This window comes from Streptomyces sp. NRRL F-2664 (assembly GCF_000719345.1).
Lineage (GTDB): Bacteria > Actinomycetota > Actinomycetes > Streptomycetales > Streptomycetaceae > Streptomyces.
The window spans coordinates 205,829-226,994 of record NZ_JOFX01000004.1; the positions used below are offsets into that span (position 1 = coordinate 205,829).

General features: G+C 72.0%; 20 protein-coding genes and 1 tRNA gene. 15 read left to right on the forward strand and 6 right to left on the reverse strand.

Annotated elements, in window-relative coordinates:
- Positions 1 to 79: 79 nt before the first annotated feature.
- Positions 80 to 895, reverse strand: a complete 816-nt coding sequence (locus IF89_RS0106815) for a hypothetical protein (RefSeq protein WP_030762683.1) — start codon at positions 893 to 895, stop codon at positions 80 to 82.
- A gap of 236 nt (positions 896 to 1,131) precedes the next feature.
- Here IF89_RS0106815 and IF89_RS0106820 point away from each other — a divergent pair, with 236 nt between their 5' ends.
- A complete protein-coding gene (locus IF89_RS0106820; protein ID WP_030762686.1) occupies positions 1,132 to 1,575 on the forward strand; it encodes an ATP-binding protein in 444 nt (147 codons plus the stop codon).
- Between the two features lie 71 nt (positions 1,576 to 1,646).
- Here IF89_RS0106820 and IF89_RS0106825 read toward each other — a convergent pair whose 3' ends face one another.
- Both IF89_RS0106825 and IF89_RS0106830 read right to left on the reverse strand, forming a co-directional pair.
- Positions 1,647 to 3,113 carry an aminopeptidase P family protein gene (locus IF89_RS0106825; RefSeq protein WP_030762690.1) on the reverse strand — a complete coding sequence of 489 codons (1,467 nt, stop codon included), beginning with the start codon at positions 3,111 to 3,113 and terminating at the stop codon, positions 1,647 to 1,649.
- A 118-nt stretch (positions 3,114 to 3,231) separates the two neighbouring features.
- Complete coding sequence (locus tag IF89_RS0106830) at positions 3,232 to 4,785, reverse strand: PP2C family protein-serine/threonine phosphatase (protein WP_078628134.1); 1,554 nt, start codon at positions 4,783 to 4,785, stop codon at positions 3,232 to 3,234.
- A 395-nt stretch (positions 4,786 to 5,180) separates the two neighbouring features.
- On the opposite strand from IF89_RS0106830, the gene IF89_RS0106835 reads away from it, so the two are divergent.
- On the forward strand, positions 5,181 to 5,939 hold the full coding sequence (locus tag IF89_RS0106835) for a bifunctional DNA primase/polymerase (protein WP_030762695.1): 759 nt from the start codon (positions 5,181 to 5,183) through the stop codon (positions 5,937 to 5,939).
- A 108-nt stretch (positions 5,940 to 6,047) separates the two neighbouring features.
- Positions 6,048 to 6,617 carry a hypothetical protein gene (locus IF89_RS0106840; protein WP_043193181.1) on the forward strand — a complete coding sequence of 190 codons (570 nt, stop codon included), beginning with the start codon at positions 6,048 to 6,050 and terminating at the stop codon, positions 6,615 to 6,617.
- A gap of 182 nt (positions 6,618 to 6,799) precedes the next feature.
- On the opposite strand, the gene IF89_RS0106845 is transcribed toward IF89_RS0106840, so the two are convergent.
- From IF89_RS0106845 to IF89_RS0106855, 3 genes are all read right to left on the reverse strand, one after another.
- Positions 6,800 to 7,774, reverse strand: a complete 975-nt coding sequence (locus IF89_RS0106845) for a DUF5926 family protein (protein WP_030762700.1) — start codon at positions 7,772 to 7,774, stop codon at positions 6,800 to 6,802.
- 235 nt (positions 7,775 to 8,009) lie between these two features.
- On the reverse strand, positions 8,010 to 8,525 hold the full coding sequence (locus IF89_RS0106850; protein ID WP_030762703.1) for an ATP-binding protein: 516 nt from the start codon (positions 8,523 to 8,525) through the stop codon (positions 8,010 to 8,012).
- Positions 8,526 to 8,696: 171 nt separating this feature from the next.
- Positions 8,697 to 9,485, reverse strand: coding sequence for a glycerophosphodiester phosphodiesterase (locus IF89_RS0106855; RefSeq protein WP_199820473.1), 789 nt, complete (start codon positions 9,483 to 9,485; stop codon positions 8,697 to 8,699).
- A gap of 236 nt (positions 9,486 to 9,721) precedes the next feature.
- Between IF89_RS0106855 and IF89_RS0106860 the strand changes: the two genes are divergently transcribed.
- The 12 genes from IF89_RS0106860 (at position 9,722) to IF89_RS0106915 (ending at position 21,136) form a co-directional block, all read left to right on the forward strand.
- The gene (locus IF89_RS0106860) at positions 9,722 to 11,317 is read left to right on the forward strand and encodes a S1C family serine protease (protein WP_030762708.1); all 1,596 of its coding nucleotides are present in this window, start codon (positions 9,722 to 9,724) and stop codon (positions 11,315 to 11,317) included.
- An 88-nt stretch (positions 11,318 to 11,405) separates the two neighbouring features.
- Complete coding sequence (locus IF89_RS0106865) at positions 11,406 to 12,311, forward strand: LysR family transcriptional regulator (protein ID WP_030762710.1); 906 nt, start codon at positions 11,406 to 11,408, stop codon at positions 12,309 to 12,311.
- Positions 12,312 to 12,390: 79 nt separating this feature from the next.
- The gene (locus IF89_RS0106870) at positions 12,391 to 12,939 is read left to right on the forward strand and encodes a cysteine dioxygenase family protein (protein WP_030762711.1); all 549 of its coding nucleotides are present in this window, start codon (positions 12,391 to 12,393) and stop codon (positions 12,937 to 12,939) included.
- Complete coding sequence (locus tag IF89_RS0106875; protein WP_030762713.1) at positions 12,939 to 13,985, forward strand: YeiH family protein; 1,047 nt, start codon at positions 12,939 to 12,941, stop codon at positions 13,983 to 13,985. Before IF89_RS0106870 ends, IF89_RS0106875 begins: the two co-directional genes overlap by 1 nt.
- A 208-nt stretch (positions 13,986 to 14,193) precedes the next feature.
- Positions 14,194 to 15,162, forward strand: coding sequence for a trypsin-like serine peptidase (locus IF89_RS0106880; protein ID WP_030762715.1), 969 nt, complete (start codon positions 14,194 to 14,196; stop codon positions 15,160 to 15,162).
- A 50-nt stretch (positions 15,163 to 15,212) separates the two neighbouring features.
- Positions 15,213 to 15,299, forward strand: a tRNA-Ser gene (locus IF89_RS0106885).
- A gap of 339 nt (positions 15,300 to 15,638) precedes the next feature.
- Positions 15,639 to 16,013, forward strand: coding sequence for a DUF6344 domain-containing protein (locus tag IF89_RS37760; RefSeq protein ID WP_043193183.1), 375 nt, complete (start codon positions 15,639 to 15,641; stop codon positions 16,011 to 16,013).
- Between the two features lie 453 nt (positions 16,014 to 16,466).
- Complete coding sequence (locus IF89_RS0106895; RefSeq protein ID WP_030762718.1) at positions 16,467 to 17,618, forward strand: acyl-CoA dehydrogenase family protein; 1,152 nt, start codon at positions 16,467 to 16,469, stop codon at positions 17,616 to 17,618.
- Entirely contained in the window at positions 17,615 to 18,562 is a 948-nt protein-coding gene (locus IF89_RS0106900; RefSeq protein ID WP_030762722.1) for a bifunctional MaoC family dehydratase N-terminal/OB-fold nucleic acid binding domain-containing protein, read from the forward strand. Before IF89_RS0106895 ends, IF89_RS0106900 begins: the two co-directional genes overlap by 4 nt.
- Positions 18,562 to 19,593, forward strand: coding sequence for an acyl-CoA dehydrogenase family protein (locus tag IF89_RS0106905; RefSeq protein WP_030762724.1), 1,032 nt, complete (start codon positions 18,562 to 18,564; stop codon positions 19,591 to 19,593). Before IF89_RS0106900 ends, IF89_RS0106905 begins: the two co-directional genes overlap by 1 nt.
- Complete coding sequence (locus IF89_RS0106910) at positions 19,590 to 19,973, forward strand: MaoC family dehydratase (protein ID WP_030762728.1); 384 nt, start codon at positions 19,590 to 19,592, stop codon at positions 19,971 to 19,973. Before IF89_RS0106905 ends, IF89_RS0106910 begins: the two co-directional genes overlap by 4 nt.
- Positions 19,970 to 21,136 (forward strand): lipid-transfer protein, encoded by a 1,167-nt coding sequence (locus tag IF89_RS0106915; protein ID WP_030762731.1) that lies wholly within the window; start codon positions 19,970 to 19,972, stop codon positions 21,134 to 21,136. Before IF89_RS0106910 ends, IF89_RS0106915 begins: the two co-directional genes overlap by 4 nt.
- Positions 21,137 to 21,166 lie beyond the last annotated feature (30 nt).

Below are 21,166 nucleotides of genomic sequence, written 5' to 3' on the forward strand. Positions count from 1 at the left end.
CGGTTGCTCCGCGCACGGGCGCGCGCGGAGTACGCGGCACCGGTGCTCCCGGGTGCGTTCCCGGGGAGTGGTTGCCGCGTCAGGCTGCGAGGGCGAACGCCGCGGGCGGCCCACGGCGGATCACCGTGTGCTGGAGTGCTTCTCGCCCCGTGGAGGCCGCGGGGTCGGTCCCGCTCCGGCGGCCGGTCCGCGGGGTGCGGGAGGGTGCGCCGAGTCCGGCGCCGAGGACCCGCACGAAGGCCAGTGCAACACGCAGCGGGCGCATCGGAGCGACCTCGGCGCTGAGCCGGGACAGTTCGACGAGCCGGGAGAGCGCAGCGTCGCCGCGGCCGAGGAGCCAGCCTGCGACGAGCGCCGCCAGCAGGTGGCCGAGCAGCATGGACGGGCTGAGCAGACCGGTCTCGGGGGCGGTGGTCACGGCCCGGGCCAGGTGTCCGTGGGCGCCGTGGCCCTGCTCCGCGACCTGCCCGGCCAGGGCGTCCGGGTCCAGGCCCGCGGACTCCAGGATCCGACGGGCGTCGGCCGGGCTCAGCGGTACCGAGTTGCCCCCGCACACCAGTCGGGCGGCCAGTTCCGCGAGCGAGGCGTCGGAGGTGCCGCCGGGCGCCCGGGTGGCCGCCGCGGTGTGCTGGCCGAGCCCGAAGAGGGCATGCAGGGAGAGCTGCCCGGCGGTGAGCCCGGCGGCGAGGCCGGGCAGGGTCCGGCGCCGGCCCGCAAGCGGGGCCGCGATCGCGAAGACGGCGAGGAAACCGATGCACAGGGACCACCAGGGCACGGTGGCGCAGGACGCCAGCGCGTGCCCGGCCCCGGACAGCACGACACAGACCGCGGTGAACACCGCGGCCCGGATCAGCCGGAGGTCGGCTCCGGCGTGCGTCGCGTGGGGGTCGGACATGGCCGGGTCATCATCGCACTGCCGTTGTGCCGTCCATACGGCAGGTCCGGAAGGTCCGCATCGGCCCACTCTGCGCCTGATCCCGCAGGGCCCCGCCAGCCCTCTGCAGCTCCCCCCGCCGCACGCCCACCGCATACACCGCTGCCCCGGGAACTGCATCCGCCGGACGGGCGCAATGGCGCCCCGGACGGCCGAAGGGCGCTTACGGCCCCTCGCGGGCGGCAATAGGTAACCGTATGAGCATCTGGTGGTCTCTCCACTTGAGGCGCGAAGCCGCGAGCGTGTCGCTCGCCAGGCGACTGCTGCTGGGGACGATGGAGACCGCGGGGGTGGACCCGGACATCTCCTTCGACCTCTCGGTGGCGCTGACCGAGGCCTGTGCGAACGCGGTGGAGCACGGCGGGGGCGGAGACGTCCCGGAGGGGACCGAGGCGTATCACGTCACGGCCTACCTGGACGGGGACTGCTGCCGGATCGAGGTGACCGACTCGGGGCCGGGCTTCCCGGCCGCCACGGCGGCCCATCGCAGACCCGCCCTGGCCGAGCACGGCCGGGGCCTGCACCTGATCGCCGAGCTCTCCGACCACGCCCTCTTCGGCAACCGGCCCGGCCGCGGAGCCGTGGTGAGCTTCGACAAGATGCTCAAGTGGCGTGACGGCGCCCTGCTGAAGGTGTCCTAGGAGGCCGATGCGCCGGTGGGCGGGACCCCGCCAGGGGATCCCGCCCACCGCGCAGCGCTCCGGCGCGGACGTCAGCCCTTCAGGCGGGCCATCCAGGCCTCGACGTCGGTGGAGGTGCGGGGCAGGCCGGCCGACAGGTTCCGGTTGCCGTCCTCGGTGACCAGGATGTCGTCCTCGATCCGCACGCCGATGCCCCGGTACTCCTCGGGCACGGTCAGGTCGTCGGCCTGGAAGTAGAGACCCGGCTCGACGGTCAGGCACATGCCCGGCTCCAGCGTCCCCTCGACGTACGCCTCGGTGCGCGCTGCGGCGCAGTCGTGGACGTCCATGCCGAGCATGTGGCCGGTGCCGTGCAGGGTCCAGCGGCGCTGCAGGCCGAGTTCCAGGACGCGCTCGACCGGACCCTCCAGCAGACCCCACTCGACGAGCTTCTCGGCCAGCACATGCTGCGAGGCGTCGTGGAAGTCGCGGAACTTGGCACCCGGCTTGACGGCGGCGATGCCGGCTTCCTGCGACTCGTAGACCGCGTCGTAGATCTTGCGCTGGATGTCGGTGTACGTGCCGCTGATCGGCAGCGTGCGCGTGACGTCGGCGGTGTAGAGGGAGTGGGTCTCCACCCCGGCGTCGAGCAGCAGCAGGTCCCCGGAGCGGACGGCGCCGTCGTTGCGGACCCAGTGCAGGGTGCAGGCGTGCGCGCCCGCGGCGCAGATCGAGCCGTAGCCGACGTCGTTGCCCTCGACGCGGGCGCGCAGGAAGAAGGTGCCTTCGATGTAGCGCTCGGACGTCGCCTCGGCCTTGTCGAGGACCCTCACGACATCCTCGAAGCCGCGGACGGTGGAGTCGACGGCCTTCTGCAGCTCGCCGATCTCGAACGCGTCCTTCACCGCACGGGCCTCGGAGAGGTAGACGCGCAGTTCCTCGTCGCGCTCCTTGGTCACCTTGTCGGTGAGGGCCGCCTCGATGACCGCGTCGTGGCCGCGCACGTTGCGGACCGGGCCCTCGGCCTCGGTGAGGGCCTCGGCGAGTTCGCGGACGTCCTTCGCGGGGATGCCCAGGAGCTGCTCGGCCTCGGCGAGGGAGTGGCGGCGGCCGACCCACAGCTCGCCCTGGCCGGAGAGCCAGAACTCGCCGTTCTCCCGGTCGGAGCGCGGCAGCAGGTAGATGGTCGCGGTGTGCCCGGTCGCGCCGGTCGGCTCCAGGACCAGGACGCCGTTCTCGGTCTGGTCGCCGGTCAGGTACGCGTACTCGGTCGAGGCGCGGAAGGGGTACTCGGTGTCGTTCGAGCGGGTCTTCAGACGTCCCGCGGGGATCACCAGGCGCTCGCCGGGGAAGCGCTCGGACAGCGCGGCACGCCGGGCGGCGGTGTGCGCGGCCTGCGCGATCGGCTCCAGGCCGTGCAGCTCGGTGTCGGCCCAACCCGTGCGCATGTTCTCGGCGAGTTCGTCGCTGACGCCCGGGTACAGACCGTTCTTGCGCTGCTTGTGCGTCTTCTGGGGCTGCTCTTCTTCCGGGGTCTCCGGGGTGAGCTCGTCAGCCACGTCTTCTCCTCAGCTACGACGGTACGGACCTGGGTGGGGACCTCGTCCATCGTATGCGTGTACGGGAAAGGCGTGGTCCGGATCATGCGGATTGTCACGGTCCGGGCCCCGCGGCGGATCACTCGAAGCGCGCTGCGAGCAGCACGATGTCCTCCGGGGCGTCGGTCGGCCGGCCGTCGGGCAGCACGGTGCGCAGGATGTGGTCGCACAGGGCCGCGGGGTCCTCGCGGGCGGCCCGGGGCGCACCGGCGGCGGCGGCGTGCAGCCGTGCGTACGCCCGGTCCATGGCGTCCCCGGTGTGGCGCAGCAGCCCCTCCGTGTAGAGCAGCACCGTTTCTCCGGGTGCGGGTTCGATCTCCATGCTGGGCGCCTCCCAGCAGGACAGCATGCCCAGCGGGGCGGAGAGCGAGGTCTCGACGTACTCGGTGCGGTGCTCGCCGATGAGCAGCGGCGGGGCGTGTCCCGCACCGGCCAGGACGATCGTGCTGCCCCGGCCGTCGGGTCGGGGGCCCGAGGCGGGTTCGCAGTAGGCGAAGAGGGCGGTGGCGCAGCGGGCCGGCTCGGTCAGCCGCAGCAGCAGTTCCAGGTCGGACAGGACGGCCACCGGGTCCTCGCCCTCCATCACGGCGTAGGCGCGCAGCGACGCGCGCAGCCGGCCCATGGCGGCCACGGCGCTCGGGCCGGAGCCGGTGACGGAGCCGACGGCCAGTCCCAGCGCCCCTTCGGGCAGCGGCAGCGCGTCGTACCAGTCGCCTCCGCCGCGGGGGCCCGTGTGGTGGCGGGCCGCGAGCTGCACCCCGGGGATCCGGGGGAGCCGGCTGGGCAGCAGCTCTTCCGCGACCGTGGCCAGGTGGGTGCGGGATCGTTCCACCTCCAGCATCCGGGCCAGGTGCTCGGCGGCCTGCCGTACGTACAGTCCGGCGAGGTCGCGCTGGCGGTCGTTCGGCTCGGCCTGCTCGTCGTAGAGCCATACGGCCGCGCCGAGTCGGCCGGTGGCCTCGGCGGTCAGCGGGAGCGCGTAGCTGGCGGCGTAGCCGAGCCGGGCGGCGACCTCGCGGTGCCGGGGGTCCACGGGGGCGGCGAACCCGCCGGTTCCGGGGGGCGCGTCCGGTTCGGGGAGGACCTCGGAGCCGCCCTGGGCGTCGGGCAGCCCGTCGAGGATGCGTCCGTAGGAGGTCGCACTGCGCGGCACGGTCTCGATGTGGCCCAGTTCGGCGTGGCCGAGGCCGAGGCCGATTGTGGTGGTGGGGCCGAGCCCGTCGGACGGCTCCAGGACGATCAGGCCGCGGCGGGCGCCGACGAGCGCGGCCCCGGCGCGCAGGAATTCATGGAGGGAGCTGTCGAGGTCGTCGGCGCGGGCGAGCCGTTCGGTGAGCTCGTGCAGCGTAGTGAGGTCCGAGACCATGCCCGCCAGGCGGTCCTGGATGAGGCTTCCCGGTGCCGGCGGGGGAGCCGGTGCGGGGGCGGTCCGGGCGGTTGCGGGCGCCGCAGTGTGCGGTGGCGCGGTAACTGCCGGATCGATTCCAGCCACTTTCGGCAGATGCGGGGCGCTCATGGCGTCCGCCTTTCCACCTGGTGCGATTCGCCAAATAGCATCGCAAACCCCCAGATCGTGCTGCGCCGCCATCAAGGAATCCACATCTACACGCACACGTGGATGCATGTCCAGCATTGCCCAGGTGGGAATCCTGGTGTCCGTGAGGCGGCAACTCACCGTCGGGCCAAGGCTAGAACTTGGCCGGAAAAAGCCGGAAGCCGTCGGTTTTTGAGGTCGACTGGACGAGCTCCGCAGGGGGGTCGGGTACGTACTCGGTGGTGGCCGAGGTCAGTTGGCGTACCGGGAACCACTCGGTCGCGGGCCGTCGTCCTCAGTGACGGCAGCCGGTCTCGGCAGTCGGCGCGGGTCGCGCTCCATCCCCGCCGGACGTTTGATGGACCCGTAAGAAACTGCACGAACCGTGTGCACCTGCCCCTGCCGGACAGTGACGCGAAACATGTACGTGTGGTGAGTCACCGGTTACATGGTGTGATGTGGCCCTCGGCGTTCAACGGAAAGGACGAGCGCTCATGCGCGAGATCCTCGGAAGGCGTCTCCAGCGGCTCCGCGATCGCTTGCAATCCCTGCGCCCCGTCCGGGTGCGCAGCGACGGCACGTCCGCTCTCCTCGATGCGGCGCTCACCTGCGCCACCACCTGGCAGTGGCCCGTCCTGCCCGGCGTCGGCCGGTCCGGTACGGACGGGTCGCGCTGCGCCTGCCCCGACCCCGACTGCGCCGTCCCGGGTGCCCATCCCTTCGATCCGGGTCTGCTCGCCGCCTCCACCGACCCCCGGATGGTGGCCTGGTGGTGGACCAACCGGCCCACCGCACCCGTCCTGATGGCGACCGGCGGTTCCGCCCCGTGCGCGGTGAGCCTCCCGGCCGGCGCGGCCGCACGGGCGCTCGTCCGGCTGGACGCGCAGGGCCTGCGGCTCGGGCCGGTCGTCGCCACGCCCACCCGGTGGGCGCTACTGGTCGCGCCCTACTCCCTGGAGCGGCTCGGGGAGCTCCTCTACGCCAAGGACCACGTGCCCTCCTCGCTGCGGTTCCACGGCGAGGGCGGCTACCTGCTGCTGCCGCCCTCGGCCGCCTCCAGCGGTGGTCACGTGCGCTGGGAGCGCGAACCGCGTCCGCTGCCGCCATGCCCGGCGGAGCAGAGGCTGTCGGCTGCGCGGCCGTCGCGGGCCCCGGGGACGCGGCTCTGGCTGCCCGACGTCGAGGCGGTCGTGGACGCACTGGTCGAAGCGAGCAGCGGCGCGCCCGGCGGCGGCAGCCGGCTCGCGTACTGATCTGCGGGGCCCGCAGGGTCACTCGTACGGGTGCCAGCGGGGCGAGTTTCCAAGGGAATTGGGCGCGGGCATCTCCGCGCCCCTTTCCCGCATCGCTATCTTCGGCGAATGAATCTCCGCCTGATCGGTATCGGCGCCGGTGTGCTGATCATCTTGTCGCTCCCGCTCGCCGGCGCGATCGCCGGGCCTGATTTTGCCGGTCAGGACGACGGAAAGGGCGGCGGCCTGTTCAGGACCCTCGGCCTTTCGGAACCGGCCTCCACGGCTTCCGCGCCGGCCGCCCGTGCGGCGGCGCCCGCCGCCGGGCAGCCGGGCCCGGCGGAGCAGCCCCGTACGGATTCCCGGTGCGGGCCCGAGCTGTCCTCTCCCCAGGGGCTGGAGGCGCAGACCTGCGTGCTGGTGGCCGAAGGCCGGACGTGGGGCAGGAGTTACTACCGGAACACGAGTGGTCGTGCCCTGGACGCCGTGCTGACGGTGATGGGCCCGGCCGGGCGCACGGTGCAGATCCGCTGCGCGGTCGGCGCGGGCGACGAGCCCGGTCTGTGCGAGACGCCGAAGGAGGACTCGGCCGGGGAACCGGAGAGTTACTCCGCCGTTGCGGAGTTTGCAGTTCCGGATGATGAAGGGCCGCTGCTTCTGCGGTCCGGAAGCAACTCACCGGCACCGGGTGACGGTTGACCACCGCCATAAATGGAAGGGCCCGGTCGCTGGCGACGGGGGATGCACCAGCGACCGGGCTACAAGAACGGTAACAAGAGATCGCCTGTTCGCAAATTCGATCTCTGATATTCAGACACCGATTTGCAGACGATTAGCGGGAGTTGTGACTCCGGTCACCGGCTGCGCGCGTGCGCGTGGCGTCAGCTGAGGGTCACCTGGCGGTTGGTGAGACCCCCGCGCGCCCGGCGCTCCTCGGTGGTCAGCGGAGCGTCCGTCGCCAGTGCCCTGGCCAGCCGCTCGGCGAACTCCGCCGCCGGCTTCTCGACGTCGTCGGCGCTCACTCCGGTCGGCAGGTCCCAGACCGGGACCATCAGCCCGTGGGCGCGGAAGGAGCCGACGAGCTTGGTGCCCTCACCCAGCGAGGAGGTGCCGGCCGCGTGCAGCCGCGCGAGGGCGTCGAGCAGCTTCTCCTCGGGGTGCGGCATGACCCAGCGCAGGTGGTTCTTGTCCGGCGTCTCGCACCAGTAGGCGGCGTCGACGCCGGTCAGCTTGACGGTGGGGATGGCGGCCGCGTTCGCGCGCTCCAGCGAGGCGGCGATCTCCGGGGAGGCGTTCTGGCCGCCCTCGGACTCCGGAATCCAGAATTCGAAGCCGCTGTGAACAACCGGCTCGAAACCGCCGTCGGCGTCCAGGAGATCCTGAAGTCGCGGCCCCTCGGCGTTGACCCGCCGGGCAGCGACCGGAGTTCCCGGCTCCGCAACGAGCGCCCGCTCCAGGGTGTCGGCCATGTCACGGCTCAGGTCCCCGGAGGACGTCTCGTTCTGCAGGCCGAGCAGGACGGACCCGTCCTCGCGGCGGAGCGCCGGCCAGGCCATGGGCAGTACGGTCACCAGCGTGACGGAGGGGACGCCCTCCGGCAGGCCGCCCTTCAGCGACAGCGGGACGGTGGCCGCGGGCACCAGCTCGCGCAGCGCGACCCAGTCGCACTCGCCCGGCAGGCCCTCGAAGGGACGCCTGACGTGCTCGGTGACCGCGTGTGCGGCGGCCGCGCCGTGGCAGGCCTTGTAGCGGCGCCCGGATCCGCAGGGGCAGGGCTCGCGTGCGCCGACGACGGGGATCTCACCGTTGTCGAGCTGCGGCTTTGCGGACTTGGCTGCGGGGCGCTTCTTGGCCATCGTGCGTGTCTCCCGGTTGCGGCGGTACGGCGTCGTGTCTGGGCGCGAGCCTAGCCGTTCGTACCGCCGGAACCGGTGGGGTGCGGCCGGGAGCACGGTCGGCGTGCGCTCCCGGACGGCCGCCTGTGCGGAAGACCGGTACTGCTGTGCTGAGGGTGAGCGGTTGTGCGGATGCGGTCGGGGGTCCCGGCGTCGCAGACCCGATGCCACGGGGTCCCGTTGGCGGATCCCTGAATCACACGTCGAGATCGTCGAACGCCGCACTGAAGTCGATCGCCGGGGGCGCAACGCGCGTAGCGAAATCCTCGTGCCGGGGCCCACAGGCGACGATCACCCAGACGGTGACCTCACCCGCCGCTCCGTCCCGGACACCCCAGTCCTGGGCGAGGGCGCTGATGATGTTCAGCCCCCGGCCGCCGCGTGCGGTGACCGAGGGCGTGGAAGGAACAGGCCGGGTCGGCCCACCCCCGTCCGTGACCTCGACCGTCAGCCGCCCCGTGCTGTCGACGCGCCATGCGGCGCGTATCTCCCCGTCCCCGACCTCCCGCGCACCCAGCGGCCTGCCGTGTCGACAAGCGTTGCTGAGCAGTTCGGAAAGGATCAGTACGGCATCGTCCACGACCGATTCGGCCACTCCGCTGATGCGCAATTGCTCGCGCATCCGGTGCCTGGCCTCGCCCACGCCCGCAGGACCATGGCGTACGTCCATGCACGACGACGTGGGCACTTCCTGTGCCACCACCAACGCCACCCCCGGAACCTCCTTAGCCCCACGCATGGTCTGGATGCCCCTTTGGCCTGGACCGGAAACCGATCAGGCAGGCCGCTCCGACGCATTCACACCGACCGAATGCGGAGCGGATGCGCCGGAGCACACCCTGTGACGAGGGCGACCGGGGTGGCGGGTGCGCAAATGGGGACGTCAGCGCCCCAGTTGGGACAGCACCTGGCGAGGTCTGTTCGTGATGATCGCTTCTACCCCCATATCGGCGCACAGTTGAACGTCCTTCGGTTCGTTCACTGTCCATACGTGCACGGAATGCCCAGCGTCCTGGAGTCTGCGGATGTAGCCGGGGTGGTTGCGGACGATCCGCATCCCGGGCCCGGCGATCGTCGCCCCGGCCGGCAGCCGGCCGTCGCGCATCCGCGGTGAGATGAACTGCATCAGGTACACGGTCGGGACCGTCGGCGAGGCGGCCCGCACCCGGTGCAGGGAGCGCGCGGAGAAACTCATGACGCGGACCGGATGCGGGCCCTCGGCCGGCGGCGCGTCCAGGCCGAAGCGCTTGAGCAGGTGGAGGAGGCGCTCCTCCACCTGTCCGGCCCAGCGGGTCGGGTGCTTCGTCTCGATCGCGAGCTGTACCGGCCGGTCGGCGTCCGACACCAGCTCCAGCAGGCGCTCCAGGGTGAGGACGGAGGTGCGCTCCGGATCGGCGTCCCAGTCGGGGGACTCCTCGCGGTCCTTCCAGGAGCCGAAGTCCAGGGCGGCGAGATCGGCCAGCTCCAGGGCGGAGACGGCGCCACGGCCGTTCGAGGTGCGGTTCACCCGGCGGTCGTGGACCAGGACCAGATGGCCGTCGGCAGTGAGTCGGACATCGCATTCGAGCGCGTCCGCGCCGTCCTCGATGGCCTTGCGGTACGCGGCCAGGGTGTGCTCGGGGGCGTCCTCCGAAGCACCGCGGTGGGCGACGACCTGGATGGTGCGCGGCATTGCGTGGGTCACCGGGTCATGGTGCCACCGTCAGCCCCCCGGCGGTCCAGGTCCGGCCCTGCGAGTGCATCCGAAATGCCGGACATAAAGAATGGGTGCAGATGCACAGGTCCGGCTTACAGTGCTCTGACGGGGCATGGGAAAAACTTTGCCTCGGAACTTGTACGGCACGTCGAACGTTCAGCCGGATCGATATCGCCAGATTCTGCAGCTGTGTGTGACGAGGAGAGAGAGCTGTGAGCACCGAGAACGAGGGCACCGCGGCCCCCACACCCCCCGCGGCCCCGTCCGTAACCCCTGCTCAGGGCTCCGAGACGGCGGCGCCGGCCACCGCGCCGCGGCCGGACCACGCCCCGCAGGACACCACCCCGGTCCCCCCGGCCCCGCCGGCCGCACCCCCCGCCGTACCGGCCGCCGCTCCGGCGCCCGCCGCCGGTGAGCCGGTGACCCAGCAGCTCCCGCCGACGGCCGCGCCGGGCGGCGAGCCGACCCAGCAGATTCCGCCCGCGCCCGCCGCGCAGGCTTCCGGCTACGGCCAGACCCCGGCCTACGGCCAGGACACCGCCTACGGCCACGCACCCGCTCCGGCCGCCCACTCGGCCGAGGGCTGGCCGCCCCCGCCGCCCACCGTTCCGGCGTACGGCGCCGGGGGCGCGGGCGGCGGCGGCCCGGTCTGGGGCGTCCACCCCACCGACGGCGCTCCCGCGCCGAAGTCCAAGGGCAAGGGCGGTCTGATCGCGGCCGTGCTCGTGGCGGCCCTCGTCGCCGGCGGCATCGGCGGCAGCGTCGGCTACTGGGCCGCCGAACGCAGCAACAGCGGCACCGGCTCGACCACGATCAGCGCGACCAACACCCCGAAGGACCTCAAGCGCGAGGCCGGCTCCATCGCCGGCCTCGCCGCGGGCGCCCTGCCCAGCGTGGTCACCATCGAGGCCTCGGCCGGGGACGGCGAGGGCGGCACCGGCACCGGCTTCGTCTACGACCAGCAGGGACACATCCTCACCAACAACCACGTGGTGGCCTCCGCCGCGAACGGCGGGAAGCTCTTCGCGACCTTCTCCGACGGCAAGCGGTACGACGCCGAGGTGGTCGGCCGCGCCCAGGGCTACGACGTCGCCGTGCTCAAGCTGAAGAACCCGCCGGCCGGCCTCAAGCCGCTGCCGCTCGGCGACTCCGACAAGGTCGCGGTCGGCGACGCCACGATCGCGATCGGCGCCCCCTTCGGCCTGTCCAACACCGTCACCACCGGCATCGTCAGCGCCAAGAACCGCCCGGTCGCCTCCGGTGACGGCACGGGCAGCAAGAACTCGTACATGAGCGCGCTGCAGACGGACGCCTCGATCAACCCGGGCAACTCCGGCGGTCCGCTGCTCGACGGCCGCGGCGCCGTGATCGGCATCAACTCCGCCATCCAGTCCGCAGGAAACGGCGGCTTCGGCGGCGGCCAGGCCGGTTCCATCGGCCTCGGCTTCGCCATCCCGATCAACCAGGCCAAGAACGTGGCCGAGTCCCTGATCAAGACGGGCAAGCCGGTCTACCCGGTGATCTCGGTCTCCGTGGACCTCCAGGCGAAGACCGAGGGCGCGAAGATCTCCGAGCAGGGCGCGGCCGCCAACGAGCTGGTCGACCCCAACGGTCCGGCGGGCAAGGCGGGACTCAAGCCCGGCGACATCATCACCGAGTTCGGCGGCAAGCCGGTGGACAGCGGCCCGACCCTGATCAGCATGATCTGGACGTACAAGCCCGGCGACACCGTGAAGCTGACCTACCTGCGCGACGGCAAGCCGACCACCGTCGACATCACGCTCGGCTCCAGGATCGGCGACAAGTAGCACCCCGGCCACGGCAGTGGCCCGGTGAGGAGGGGCCGTGGGCGGGATTCCGCCCACGGCCCCTCCAACGTCCGCTTATGCTTCGCTCGTGTTCGATTCTCGGCACATACGGACGTTCCACACGGTGGTCGCCTCCGGTTCCTACTCGGCGGCCGCGCGCGTGCTGGGGTACACCCAGCCCGCCATCACCCAGCAGATGAAAGCGCTCGAACGCGCCGTCGGCACACCGCTGTTCACGCGCGTGGGCCGCAAGATGCAGCTCACCGAGGCCGGGGAGTCCCTCTCCCGGCACGCCGAGACCATCCTCGGCAACCTCTCAGCCGCCGAGGCGCAGTTGCGTGCCTACGCCCGCCTGCGCACCGGTCGCGTCAGGCTGTGCGGCTTCCCCAGCGCCAATGTGACCCTCGTGCCCGAAGCCCTGAGCGGTCTGGCCAAGGACCACCCCGGCATACAGGTGGAACTCCTGGAAGGAGAGCCGCCCGAGTCGCTGCGCCGGCTGGAGCGCGGCGAGTGCGACATCACCCTGGCCTTCACCTATCCCGGCCTGCACGAGGAGGTACCGGAGGAGGTCGCCGAGGTCAGGCTGCTGGAGGACCAGCTGACGGTGCTGCTGCCGACCGGGCACCCCCTCGCCCGGCGCCGGGCCGTGCACCTGGCCGACCTCGCCGAGGAACGGTGGATCGCGGGCTGCCCGCGCTGCCGGGCGAACCTGCTGCACGAGTGCGCGGAGCTGGGTTTCGTGCCCGACATCCGCTTCGCCACGGACGACAACCTCGTGGTGCAGAGCCTGGTGGCCCAGGGCCTGGGCGTGGCCATGATGCCCGCGTTGGTCCTGCCCTCGCTCTCGCTGAGCCGGGTCTGCGGACGCGCGCTCCAGCCCGCGGCGCGCCGGCACATCGCCGCCTACGTCTACCGTGACCATCTGCGGGTCCCGGCGACGGCCGTCGTGCTGAACGCGTTGGAGCGGGTAGCCGCAAACCGGGTCGGCTGCTGACCAACCCATAAGCGCTGCTTGGGATTTCCCGTCACAACTGTCGTTGGACGCGATGCAACCGCGCGCGCACGCTGCCCGTATGACCACCACCACACCGGCCCGTACCACCACGAGGATGGCCGCCCTCGTCAGTGAGATCCGCACGGTCGTGGAGCGGGGATTGGCTCCCGACCTCACCGCCTACCTGGTGGGCGAACGGCTTGCTCCGCACCTCGGGGCGCCCGACCTGTTGACGCCGACGCAGCAGGAGGGCGACCCCGAGCACTACCGCCAGCACATCCTCCACGCGGAGTCCGACGGCAGCTTCTCCGTGGTGGCGTTGGTGTGGCTCCCCGGACAGGAGACCTGCATCCACGACCACGTGTCGTGGTGCGTGGCGGGCGTGCACCAGGGGGAGGAGAGCGAGCGCCGCTACCGCCTCGCCCCGGGCGTCGGCCCCGCCCGCCTGGTGGCGACCGAGGACGTCGTCAACGGCCAGGGCGAGGTGTGTGGGTTCGCACCTCCCGGTGACATCCACAAGGTACGCAACTCCTGTCCCAACAAAGCGATATCCGTGCATGTCTACGGCGCCGACGTGGCTCGCCTGGGCACCAGCATCCGTCGCGTCTACAAGCTTCCCGTCGACTGATGGCCCTCCTCCAACGCCCACAGGGCGCGGCGGTTCAGCCTGTTTCACGTGAAACAGCGTCCCCCTGGCCCGGGTTGTTGCTGGCCGCCTGCGGAGCACTGGTCGCCTGGTGTCTCCACCGCCTCATACCGGCCGTACCGATGCTCACCGCGTCCGTGCTCCTGGGTATCGCGGTGGCGCATCTGCCCGGCCTGCGGCCCCTCGTGCGGGGAACCGCACGCACCGGCCTGTCGCTGGCCGGCCGACGGCTCATGCGCATCGGTATCGTCCTGCTCGGCCTGGGCCTGGGCCTGGAGCAGGTGCTCCGGCTGGGCTGGGCCACGGTGGCCATGGTGGTTGGCGTGGTTGCGGCCACCTTCTTCGGCACTCTCTGGCTGGGCCGCCGGCTCGGGCTGCCGGGCGACCAGCCACTGCTGATCGCCACGGGATATTCGATCTGCGGGGCCTCGGCCATCGGCGCGGTGAGCGAGGTCTCGGGCAGCGACGAGGAGGACGTGGCGGCCTCAGTGGCGCTGGTCACCCTCTGCGGGACGCTCGCCATCGCCGTCCTCCCCCTTCTGCAAGGCCCGTTGGCCCTCTCCGACCCGGCGTTCGGGCGCTGGGTGGGCGCCGGCGTCCACGACGTCGGCCAGGTGGTGGCAACGGCGCAGACCGCGGGCCCCGCCGCCCTCGGCGAGGCGGTACTGGTCAAGCTGATGCGAGTGGCCCTGCTGGCCCCGCTGGTGGCGGCGGTCGCCTTCGCACTGCGGGCCCGGCGGCGCGGAGTCCGGACCCCCTCGGGGCGCCGGCCGGCCCCGGTGCCGCTGTTCGTGGCCGGATTCCTGGCCGCGGCCGCGCTGCGCGCCACCGGGGTGCTGCCGGACGTAGCGCTGGAGTGGGCGCACACGGCGCAGGAGGCTTTGCTGGCGGCGGCCCTGTTCGGTCTGGGGAGCGCGGTCCATCTGCCGACTTTGGGGCGGACCGGCGGGCGGGCGGCGGCCCTGGGGCTCGGCGCGTGGGTGGTCGTCGCCGGGGTCTCGTACGCGGGCGTAATGCTCACTGGATGACGCCGTAACGGCTGGGAGTTGGCCATTTCGTGGCCGGAACCGACCGAACGTTCTGACTGGCCGCTGACATTGACGCGGGGCCGTGCCACTCTGCCCCGGCAAGGCGCACCACGTACGACGCACCACGCACAGCCGATCCGCACCGACCGCTCTTCACCCCCACCCTGCCCGGCTCCGACCGGTCCGGGCACGGCAGAAGGAGTCATGCGTGAATCGTCATCGCACGGCCTTGTCCGTCCTGCTCTCGGCGGGCGCCCTGGTCGCGGGCGTCCTGACGGCGGCCACCCCCTCGATCGCGGCGGACGCCGCCGCGACGTCCTTCCGGCAGCAGCACACCCAGGGCTTCTGGACCGCCGAGCGGATGCGCACGGCCACTCCGCTGGACGTGACGGCGGTACCCGGCGCCGCCCGCACCCCGGCGGCCGCGTCCGCCGCCCCCACCGCCATCGCCCCGACCCCTGCCGCGTCCGTGGCGTCCACCGCCTCACCCACGGCGTTCCCGCAGGTCGGCGGGGCCTGGACGGGCGGTGGCGCGGTGGTGAAGACGTCGGGCCGGGTCTTCTTCACGATGGGCGGCCGCACCGCCTCCTGTTCCGGAAACTCGATCACCAGCGCCAACGGCAGCACGGTGATGACGGCCGGCCACTGCGTGAAGTACCAGGGGGCCTGGCACACGAACTGGGTCTTCGTACCCGCCTACAACAACGGGTCGGCACCCTACGGCCAGTGGTCGGCCACCAAGACCTTCGCCACCGACCAGTGGGCGGCCAGCGAGGACATGAACATGGACGTCGGCCTCGCCGTCGTCGCCCCGCTGAACGGCCAGACCCTCAGCCAGGCCGTCGGCGCCCAGGGCGTCCTCTTCAACGGCGGCTACAACAAGAGGATGTACTCCTTCGGGTTCCCCGCGGCTGCCCCGTACGACGGAACGAAGCTTGTCTACTGCAGCGGCAACAGCGGCAAGGACTTCCTGCTCACCAAGGACCACAGCCTGGGCTGCAACATGACCGGCGGCTCCAGCGGCGGTCCCTGGTTCCAGGACTTCAACGAGGCCACCGGCCTCGGCACCCAGGTCTCGGTGAACAGCTTCGGCTACACCTTCCTGCCGAACCGCATGTACGGCCCCTACCTCGGCAACGAGGCGAAGGCCGCCTACGACAAGGCGCAGGCCTCCTGATCGAACCGTCGCCCCGCCACCCCCGCCCGGCCGGTACTCTGTACCGGCCAGGTGGGTTGCCCGAGCGGCCTAAGGGAACGGTCTTGAAAACCGTCGTGGCGGCGACGTCACCGTGGGTTCAAATCCCACACCCACCGCAGAGGAACGGCCCCTGACCGGTACACACGGTCGGGGGCCGCTTTCGTGCCCCGAGCTCTCCGCCGGGGGAAGGGCGGGTCGGGAATTCTCCGATTGCGGGCGGACCGGCGGTGTGTAGGCGCTACGCGGCGCATCGGTGCTGGTCGGAGCTGGTGCGGGGCGGCTCCGGAAGTTCGCCCACAGGGGCCGAAAGGTGAGGGGAAAAGTCTGATTGATCCTTCCGGGTGGTGTTTGTCGGAAGATCGGCGCGTGTGATGAGCGCAGTGCGGTTGCCCCCACATCATGACGAATGTATTCAGATCCGCCCGTCGGACCATCGCGAATCGAGGCACTCCGTCATGACTGACCGCACCATCCTCACGTCGATCTGGACCTCCGTCCTCGCGGCCCTGGTGGCCGTTCTCTCCGCCCTCGGCTTCGGCGGCAAGGCGGCTCCCGCCGCCGCTGCCGGTGGCGCCGCCGCCGCGACCGTCACCCCCACCGTCCGCCGGCCGGCCGTCGTGGCGCCGCGGAGCTGGCGGGAGGTGATGCGGGGCGGTTCGCTGCCGCCGACCTTGAAGCAGCGCATCCGCGCCGAGGCTCACGGCAAGACCCCTGGCGTCCGCCGCTCGACCACCGCCGCAGCCATGGGAGCCGCGCCGGGTACCGCCGCCCGCATCCTGGCCCCCACCGCTGAACCGGCGGCCCGCGAGACGCTGGCACTCGCCGCGTAACCCCGTGCGGAGAGCAGGCGTCCGACACTGGACGCAAGGCGGTAGACGCAAGGCGGTAGACGCAAGGTAGTAGACGCACGGCAGTAGACGCAGGGAAGTGGGCGGAAGGCACGCCAGAGCAGCGCACGTACACGCAGGAACGCAGTCAGGCGCTGGAGCCCGGTCGGTCGAGACCGTGGATCGCGCCACGCGGTGCCCCGCAGCGGGGCACGGATGGATCACCCCGGCGTGCGCCGGGGAGCGCGCAGGGGGCGTACAGCGGGCATTGCAGGGCCGCAGGCCCGGGAGACGGTGGGGTTCCCGGACGGCGCGGCCCTTTTCGGCATGTCCGGGCGCGGAGGACCGTCGCAATGCTGCCTCCTTCCCCCGCCCTTCCCTTCCCGACCTTGACACCGCCGGTAGATCTGACGGACAGTCAGTTACTCGATGATGCGATGCCGGGAGGCCTGTTCCGTGCACCTCGCCCCGACCGACGACCAGTTGCGGCTCCGTGCCGAACTGCGGACCTACTTCCAAACACTGCTCCCCGACGGGGTTCCCGAGGAGCCGGCACGTCAGCGGGGGCTGCTGCGCCGGATCGGCGCCGACGGACTGCTCGGCCTCGGCTGGCCCGTCGAGTACGGCGGCCAGGGGCGCGGCGCCGAGGAGCAGTTCGTCTTCTTCGACGAGGCCTACCGGGCCGGCGCACCCGTGTCCATGGTCACGCTGAACACGGTCGGCCCCACCTTGATGAAGTACGGGACCCGGGAGCAGAAGGACTACTTCCTCCCCCGGATCCTCGCGGGTGACATCGTCTTCGCCATCGGATACTCCGAGCCCGAGGCTGGAACCGACCTCGCTTCCCTGCGCACCAGGGCGGTCCGCGACGGCGACGACTGGCTGGTCGACGGCCAGAAGATCTTCACCTCGAACGCCCAGAACGCGGACTGGATCTGGCTCGCCTGCCGCACCGACCCCCGGGCCCCCAAGCACAAGGGCATCTCGATCATCCTCGTCCCCACCCATGCCCCCGGCTTCTCGTGGACCCCGATCGACACCGTGGGCGGGCTCACCACCACGGCGACGTACTACGACTCCGTCCGCGTGCCGGCCGGGAACCTCGTCGGCTCCGAACACGGCGGCTGGGAGCTGATCACCAACCAGCTGAACCACGAACGCGTGGCCCTCGCCGCCATCGGCATGCAGGCCGAGGACTTCTACGAGCGCGCACTGCAGTACGCCCGCACCCCAGACCCCGTCACCGGGCAGCGCCCGGGGGACATCCCCTGGGTGCGGTACCGGCTCGCCGAGGCCCACGCGCGGCTGGCCGCCGTACGCCTCCTCAACTGGCGCCTCGTCCAGGACGTGGGAAGCGGCAGCCTCGCCCCCGGCGACGCCAGCGGCGTGAAGTTCCTCGGCACCGAGTCCGCCGTCGAGGTCTACCGGATGTGCCAGGAGGTCGTGGGCGAGGAGGCACTCGTCCGGGGACCCGCGGCCTTCGCGGGGGGCGAGCTCGAACGTATGAACCGGGCCGCACAGATCAACACCTTCGGCGGCGGCGTGAGCGAGGTCCAGCGGGAGATCGTCGCCATGATGCGGCTCGGCATGAAGGGGAGGAAGCGATGACGGCGGACGCCACGGGTACGTCCGAGGAGGCGGCCCGGTTCCAGGCGTTGCTCGCAGCCTTCGAGGGGCAGCCGGCCGCCACGGCCGGGCGCGGCAAGGACGCGGTCAACGAGCCGATGATCCGCCACTGGTGCGAGGCGATGGGCGACACCAACCCCGCCTACTGCGGGCCTGACGCCATCGCTCCCCCCACCATGCTCCAGGCCTGGACCATGGGTGGACTGTCCGGCCACTCCGACCGCTCCACCGCCTACGACGAGCTCCTCACGCTCCTCGACGGCGCGGGGTTCACCTCCGTCGTCGCCACCGACTGCGAACAGGAGTACCTCCACCCGCTGCGCCCCGGTGACACGGTCGCCTTCGACGCCGTCATCGAGTCCGTGTCGCCGCGCAAGACGACCAGGCTGGGGGCCGGCCACTTCGTGACGACCCGGATGGACGTCCGGGCGGGTGGCCGCCGCGTCGGCACCCACCGCTTCCGCATCCTCAAGTACGCGCCCGCCGGCCGGCCGGCACAGCAGCGCGAGCCCAGGAGGAAGGCCGCGACCCTGCGGCCGCGGCCCGTGGTCAACCGCGACAACCAGGGTTTCTGGGACGGGGTGCGGGACCACCGGCTGCTCATCCAACGCTGCACCTCCTGCGCCACCCTCCGCTTCCCCTGGCTCCCCGGCTGCAACTCCTGCGCCGGCTCCGATTGGGACACGGTCGAAGCCTCCGGCGCCGGCACCGTCTTCAGCTACGTCGTGATGCACCACCCGCCGTTCCCGGCCTTCGACCCGCCCTACGCGGTCGCGCTCGTCGAACTCGCCGAGGGGGTCCGCATGATCAGCAACATCACCGGTGTCCCGTACGACAAGGTGCGCATCGGCCTGCCCGTCCAACTGGAGTTCCTGCGCGTCGACGACGACCTCGAACTCCCCGTCTTCCGCGGGGGCGAGGCCTGATGGACTTCCACCCCACCGAGGACCAGGCCGCCGCGGCCGGTCTCGCCGCCCGGATTTTCACCGATCTCGCCACCCACGAGCGCCTGGCCGCCGCCGGCACCGGCAGCGACGCCGAACTGTGGAAGGCCCTCACTTCCGCCGGGCTCACCACCGCCGTCGAGGAGATCGGCCTGCTGGGACTGGTCCTGCTGCTGGAGGAGCAGGGCCGCACCACCGCCCAGGTCCCCTACGCCGCCACCTGCGCGTACGGGATCCTCCCCGTCGCCGCCCACGGCAGCGCGGAGCAGCGCGCCCGGCTACTGCCCCCGCTGGGGAGCGGGGACGCGGTGGCCACCGGAGCCTTTCCCGCCCGCGGCCGGATCGCCGCCGAGGACGGCCGGCTCACCGGCACCGCTCCGGCGGTGCCCTGGCTGCGCGACGCCACCCACGTCCTGGTTCCGGACGCCGAGCGGGCCCTGTGGCTCGTGCGGACGGACGCCCCCGGCGTACGGACGTCGCCCGTCGAGACCACCGCCTCCTGGTCGGCGGGCCGCTTGGTCCTGAGCGCGGCCGAGGGCGAACGGCTCGGGTCCGCCGGTGCGTACGAGCAGGCCCTCGCCGTCGCGCGCACCGCGTTCGCCGGGCTCCAGGCGGGTGTGTGCGCGGGCTCGCTCGCCCGCGCGGTGGCGTACACGTCGACCCGCGAGCAGTTCGGCCGCCCGCTCTCCACGAACCAGGGGGTCATGCTGCGCGCGGCCGACGCGTACATGGACACCGAGGCGATCCGGGTGACCGCGTACGAGGCGGCCTGGCGCATCGACCAGGGGCTCGATGCGCACCAGCACGCGCTGACCGCGGCCTGGTGGGCCTCGGAGGCGGGCAAGCGGGTCGTGCACGCGGGCCAGCACCTGCACGGCGGCACGGGCGCCGACCTGGACCACCCGGTCCACCGGCACTTCCTGTGGGGTCGCCAGCTGGACGCCTACCTCGGCTGCGGCAGTGAGCTGCTGGCCGAACTGGGAGCGTCGATAGCCGAGGGAGAGCGGGCATGAAGATCGGCGACACACTGCCGCCGCTGGAGATCGCGGTCACCCGCACCCTGATCGTCGCGGGTGCCATCGCCTCCCGCGACTACCAGGACGTGCACCATGACGCGGAGCTCGCGCGGGAGAAGGGCTCCCGGGACATCTTCATGAACATCCTGACCACCAACGGTCTGGTCGGCCGCTACGTCACCGACCATCTCGGGCCGCGCGCGGTCCTGCGCAAGGTGGCCATCCGCCTCGGCGCCCCCAACCACCCGGGGGACACCATGACCCTCAGCGGCACGGTCACCGCCGTGGCCGGCCACATCGTCGAGATCCGGATCGTCGGGGCCAACGGCCTCGGCCACCACGTGACGGGAACGGTCACTGCGGAGGTGGCGGCATGAGCGCCCGCACCCGCGACCATCTCGGCGGCCGGGCCGCGATCGTCGGCATAGGTGCGACCGAGTTCTCCAAGGACTCCGGCCGCAGCGAGCTGAAGCTGGCCGTCGAGGCCGTGCACGCGGCCCTCGACGACGCCGGACTCACCCCAGCCGACGTCGACGGCATGGTCACCTTCACCATGGACACCAGCCCCGAGATCACCGTCGCCCAGGCCGCGGGCATCGGGGAGCTGTCCTTCTTCTCCCGCATCCACTACGGCGGGGGCGCGGCCTGTGCCACGGTCCAGCAGGCGGCCCTCGCCGTCGCCACCGGGGTAGCGGAGGTCGTCGTCTGCTACCGCGCGTTCAACGAGCGATCCGGACGCCGCTTCGGCTCCGGCGTCCAGCAGCGCGAGCCCTCCGCGGAAGGGGCGGCACTGGGATGGTCGCTCCCCTGGGGGCTGCTGACCCCCGCGTCCTGGGTGGCCATGACCGCGCAACGCTACCTGCACACCTACCACCTCACCCCCGAGGCCTTCGGGCACGTCGCGGTCACCGGCCGGCGGCACGCCGCGAACAACCCGGCCGCCTACTTCCACGGCAAGCCCATCACCCTCGCCGATCATGCGGCCGCCCGCTGGATCGTCGAGCCCCTGCGGCTGCTGGACTGCTGCCAGGAGACCGATGGAGGCCAGGCCCTGGTCGTCACCACGACGGAGCGGGCCCGCGCCCTGCGCCACCCGCCCGCCGTGATCACCGCTGCGGCTCAGGGCGCCGGCCGCCGGCAGGAGGGCATGACCTCCTTCTACCGCGACGACCTGACCGGGCTGCCGGAAATGGACGTCGTCGCACGCCAGCTGTGGCGCACCAGCGGACTGAGGCCCTCGGACGTCGACGTCGGCATCCTCTACGACCACTTCACCCCCTTCGTCCTGATGCAGTTGGAGGGGTTCGGCTTCTGCGCGCCGGGCGAGGCCGCGGACTTCGTCGCCGCGGACGCGCTACCGATCAACACCCACGGCGGCCAGCTCGGGGAGGCGTACCTCCACGGCATGAACGGCATAGCCGAGGCCGTCCGGCAGCTGCGCGGCGCCTCTGTCAACCAAGTGGCGGGCGCCTCGCACGCCCTGGTCACGGCCGGCACCGGGGTGCCGACGTCCGGACTGATCCTCGGCGCCGACGGCTGAGACCCCGGTCCGTGCCGGACCCCGCCCCCT

Bases quoted from the DNA above. Each gene is read 5' to 3' on its own strand.
- IF89_RS0106815 (WP_030762683.1), bottom strand. From the start codon at position 895: ATGTCCGACCCCCACGCGACGCACGCCGGAGCCGACCTCCGGCTGATC.
- IF89_RS0106820 (WP_030762686.1), top strand. From the start codon at position 1,132: ATGAGCATCTGGTGGTCTCTCCACTTGAGGCGCGAAGCCGCGAGCGTG.
- IF89_RS0106830 (WP_078628134.1), bottom strand. From the start codon at position 4,785: ATGCTGGACATGCATCCACGTGTGCGTGTAGATGTGGATTCCTTGATG.
- IF89_RS0106835 (WP_030762695.1), top strand. From the start codon at position 5,181: ATGCGCGAGATCCTCGGAAGGCGTCTCCAGCGGCTCCGCGATCGCTTG.
- IF89_RS0106840 (WP_043193181.1), top strand. From the start codon at position 6,048: ATGAATCTCCGCCTGATCGGTATCGGCGCCGGTGTGCTGATCATCTTG.
- IF89_RS0106845 (WP_030762700.1), bottom strand. From the start codon at position 7,774: ATGGCCAAGAAGCGCCCCGCAGCCAAGTCCGCAAAGCCGCAGCTCGAC.
- IF89_RS0106855 (WP_199820473.1), bottom strand. From the start codon at position 9,485: ATGCCGCGCACCATCCAGGTCGTCGCCCACCGCGGTGCTTCGGAGGAC.
- IF89_RS0106870 (WP_030762711.1), top strand. From the start codon at position 12,391: ATGACCACCACCACACCGGCCCGTACCACCACGAGGATGGCCGCCCTC.
- IF89_RS0106875 (WP_030762713.1), top strand. From the start codon at position 12,939: ATGGCCCTCCTCCAACGCCCACAGGGCGCGGCGGTTCAGCCTGTTTCA.
- IF89_RS37760 (WP_043193183.1), top strand. From the start codon at position 15,639: ATGACTGACCGCACCATCCTCACGTCGATCTGGACCTCCGTCCTCGCG.
- IF89_RS0106900 (WP_030762722.1), top strand. From the start codon at position 17,615: ATGACGGCGGACGCCACGGGTACGTCCGAGGAGGCGGCCCGGTTCCAG.
- IF89_RS0106905 (WP_030762724.1), top strand. From the start codon at position 18,562: ATGGACTTCCACCCCACCGAGGACCAGGCCGCCGCGGCCGGTCTCGCC.
- IF89_RS0106910 (WP_030762728.1), top strand. From the start codon at position 19,590: ATGAAGATCGGCGACACACTGCCGCCGCTGGAGATCGCGGTCACCCGC.
- IF89_RS0106915 (WP_030762731.1), top strand. From the start codon at position 19,970: ATGAGCGCCCGCACCCGCGACCATCTCGGCGGCCGGGCCGCGATCGTC.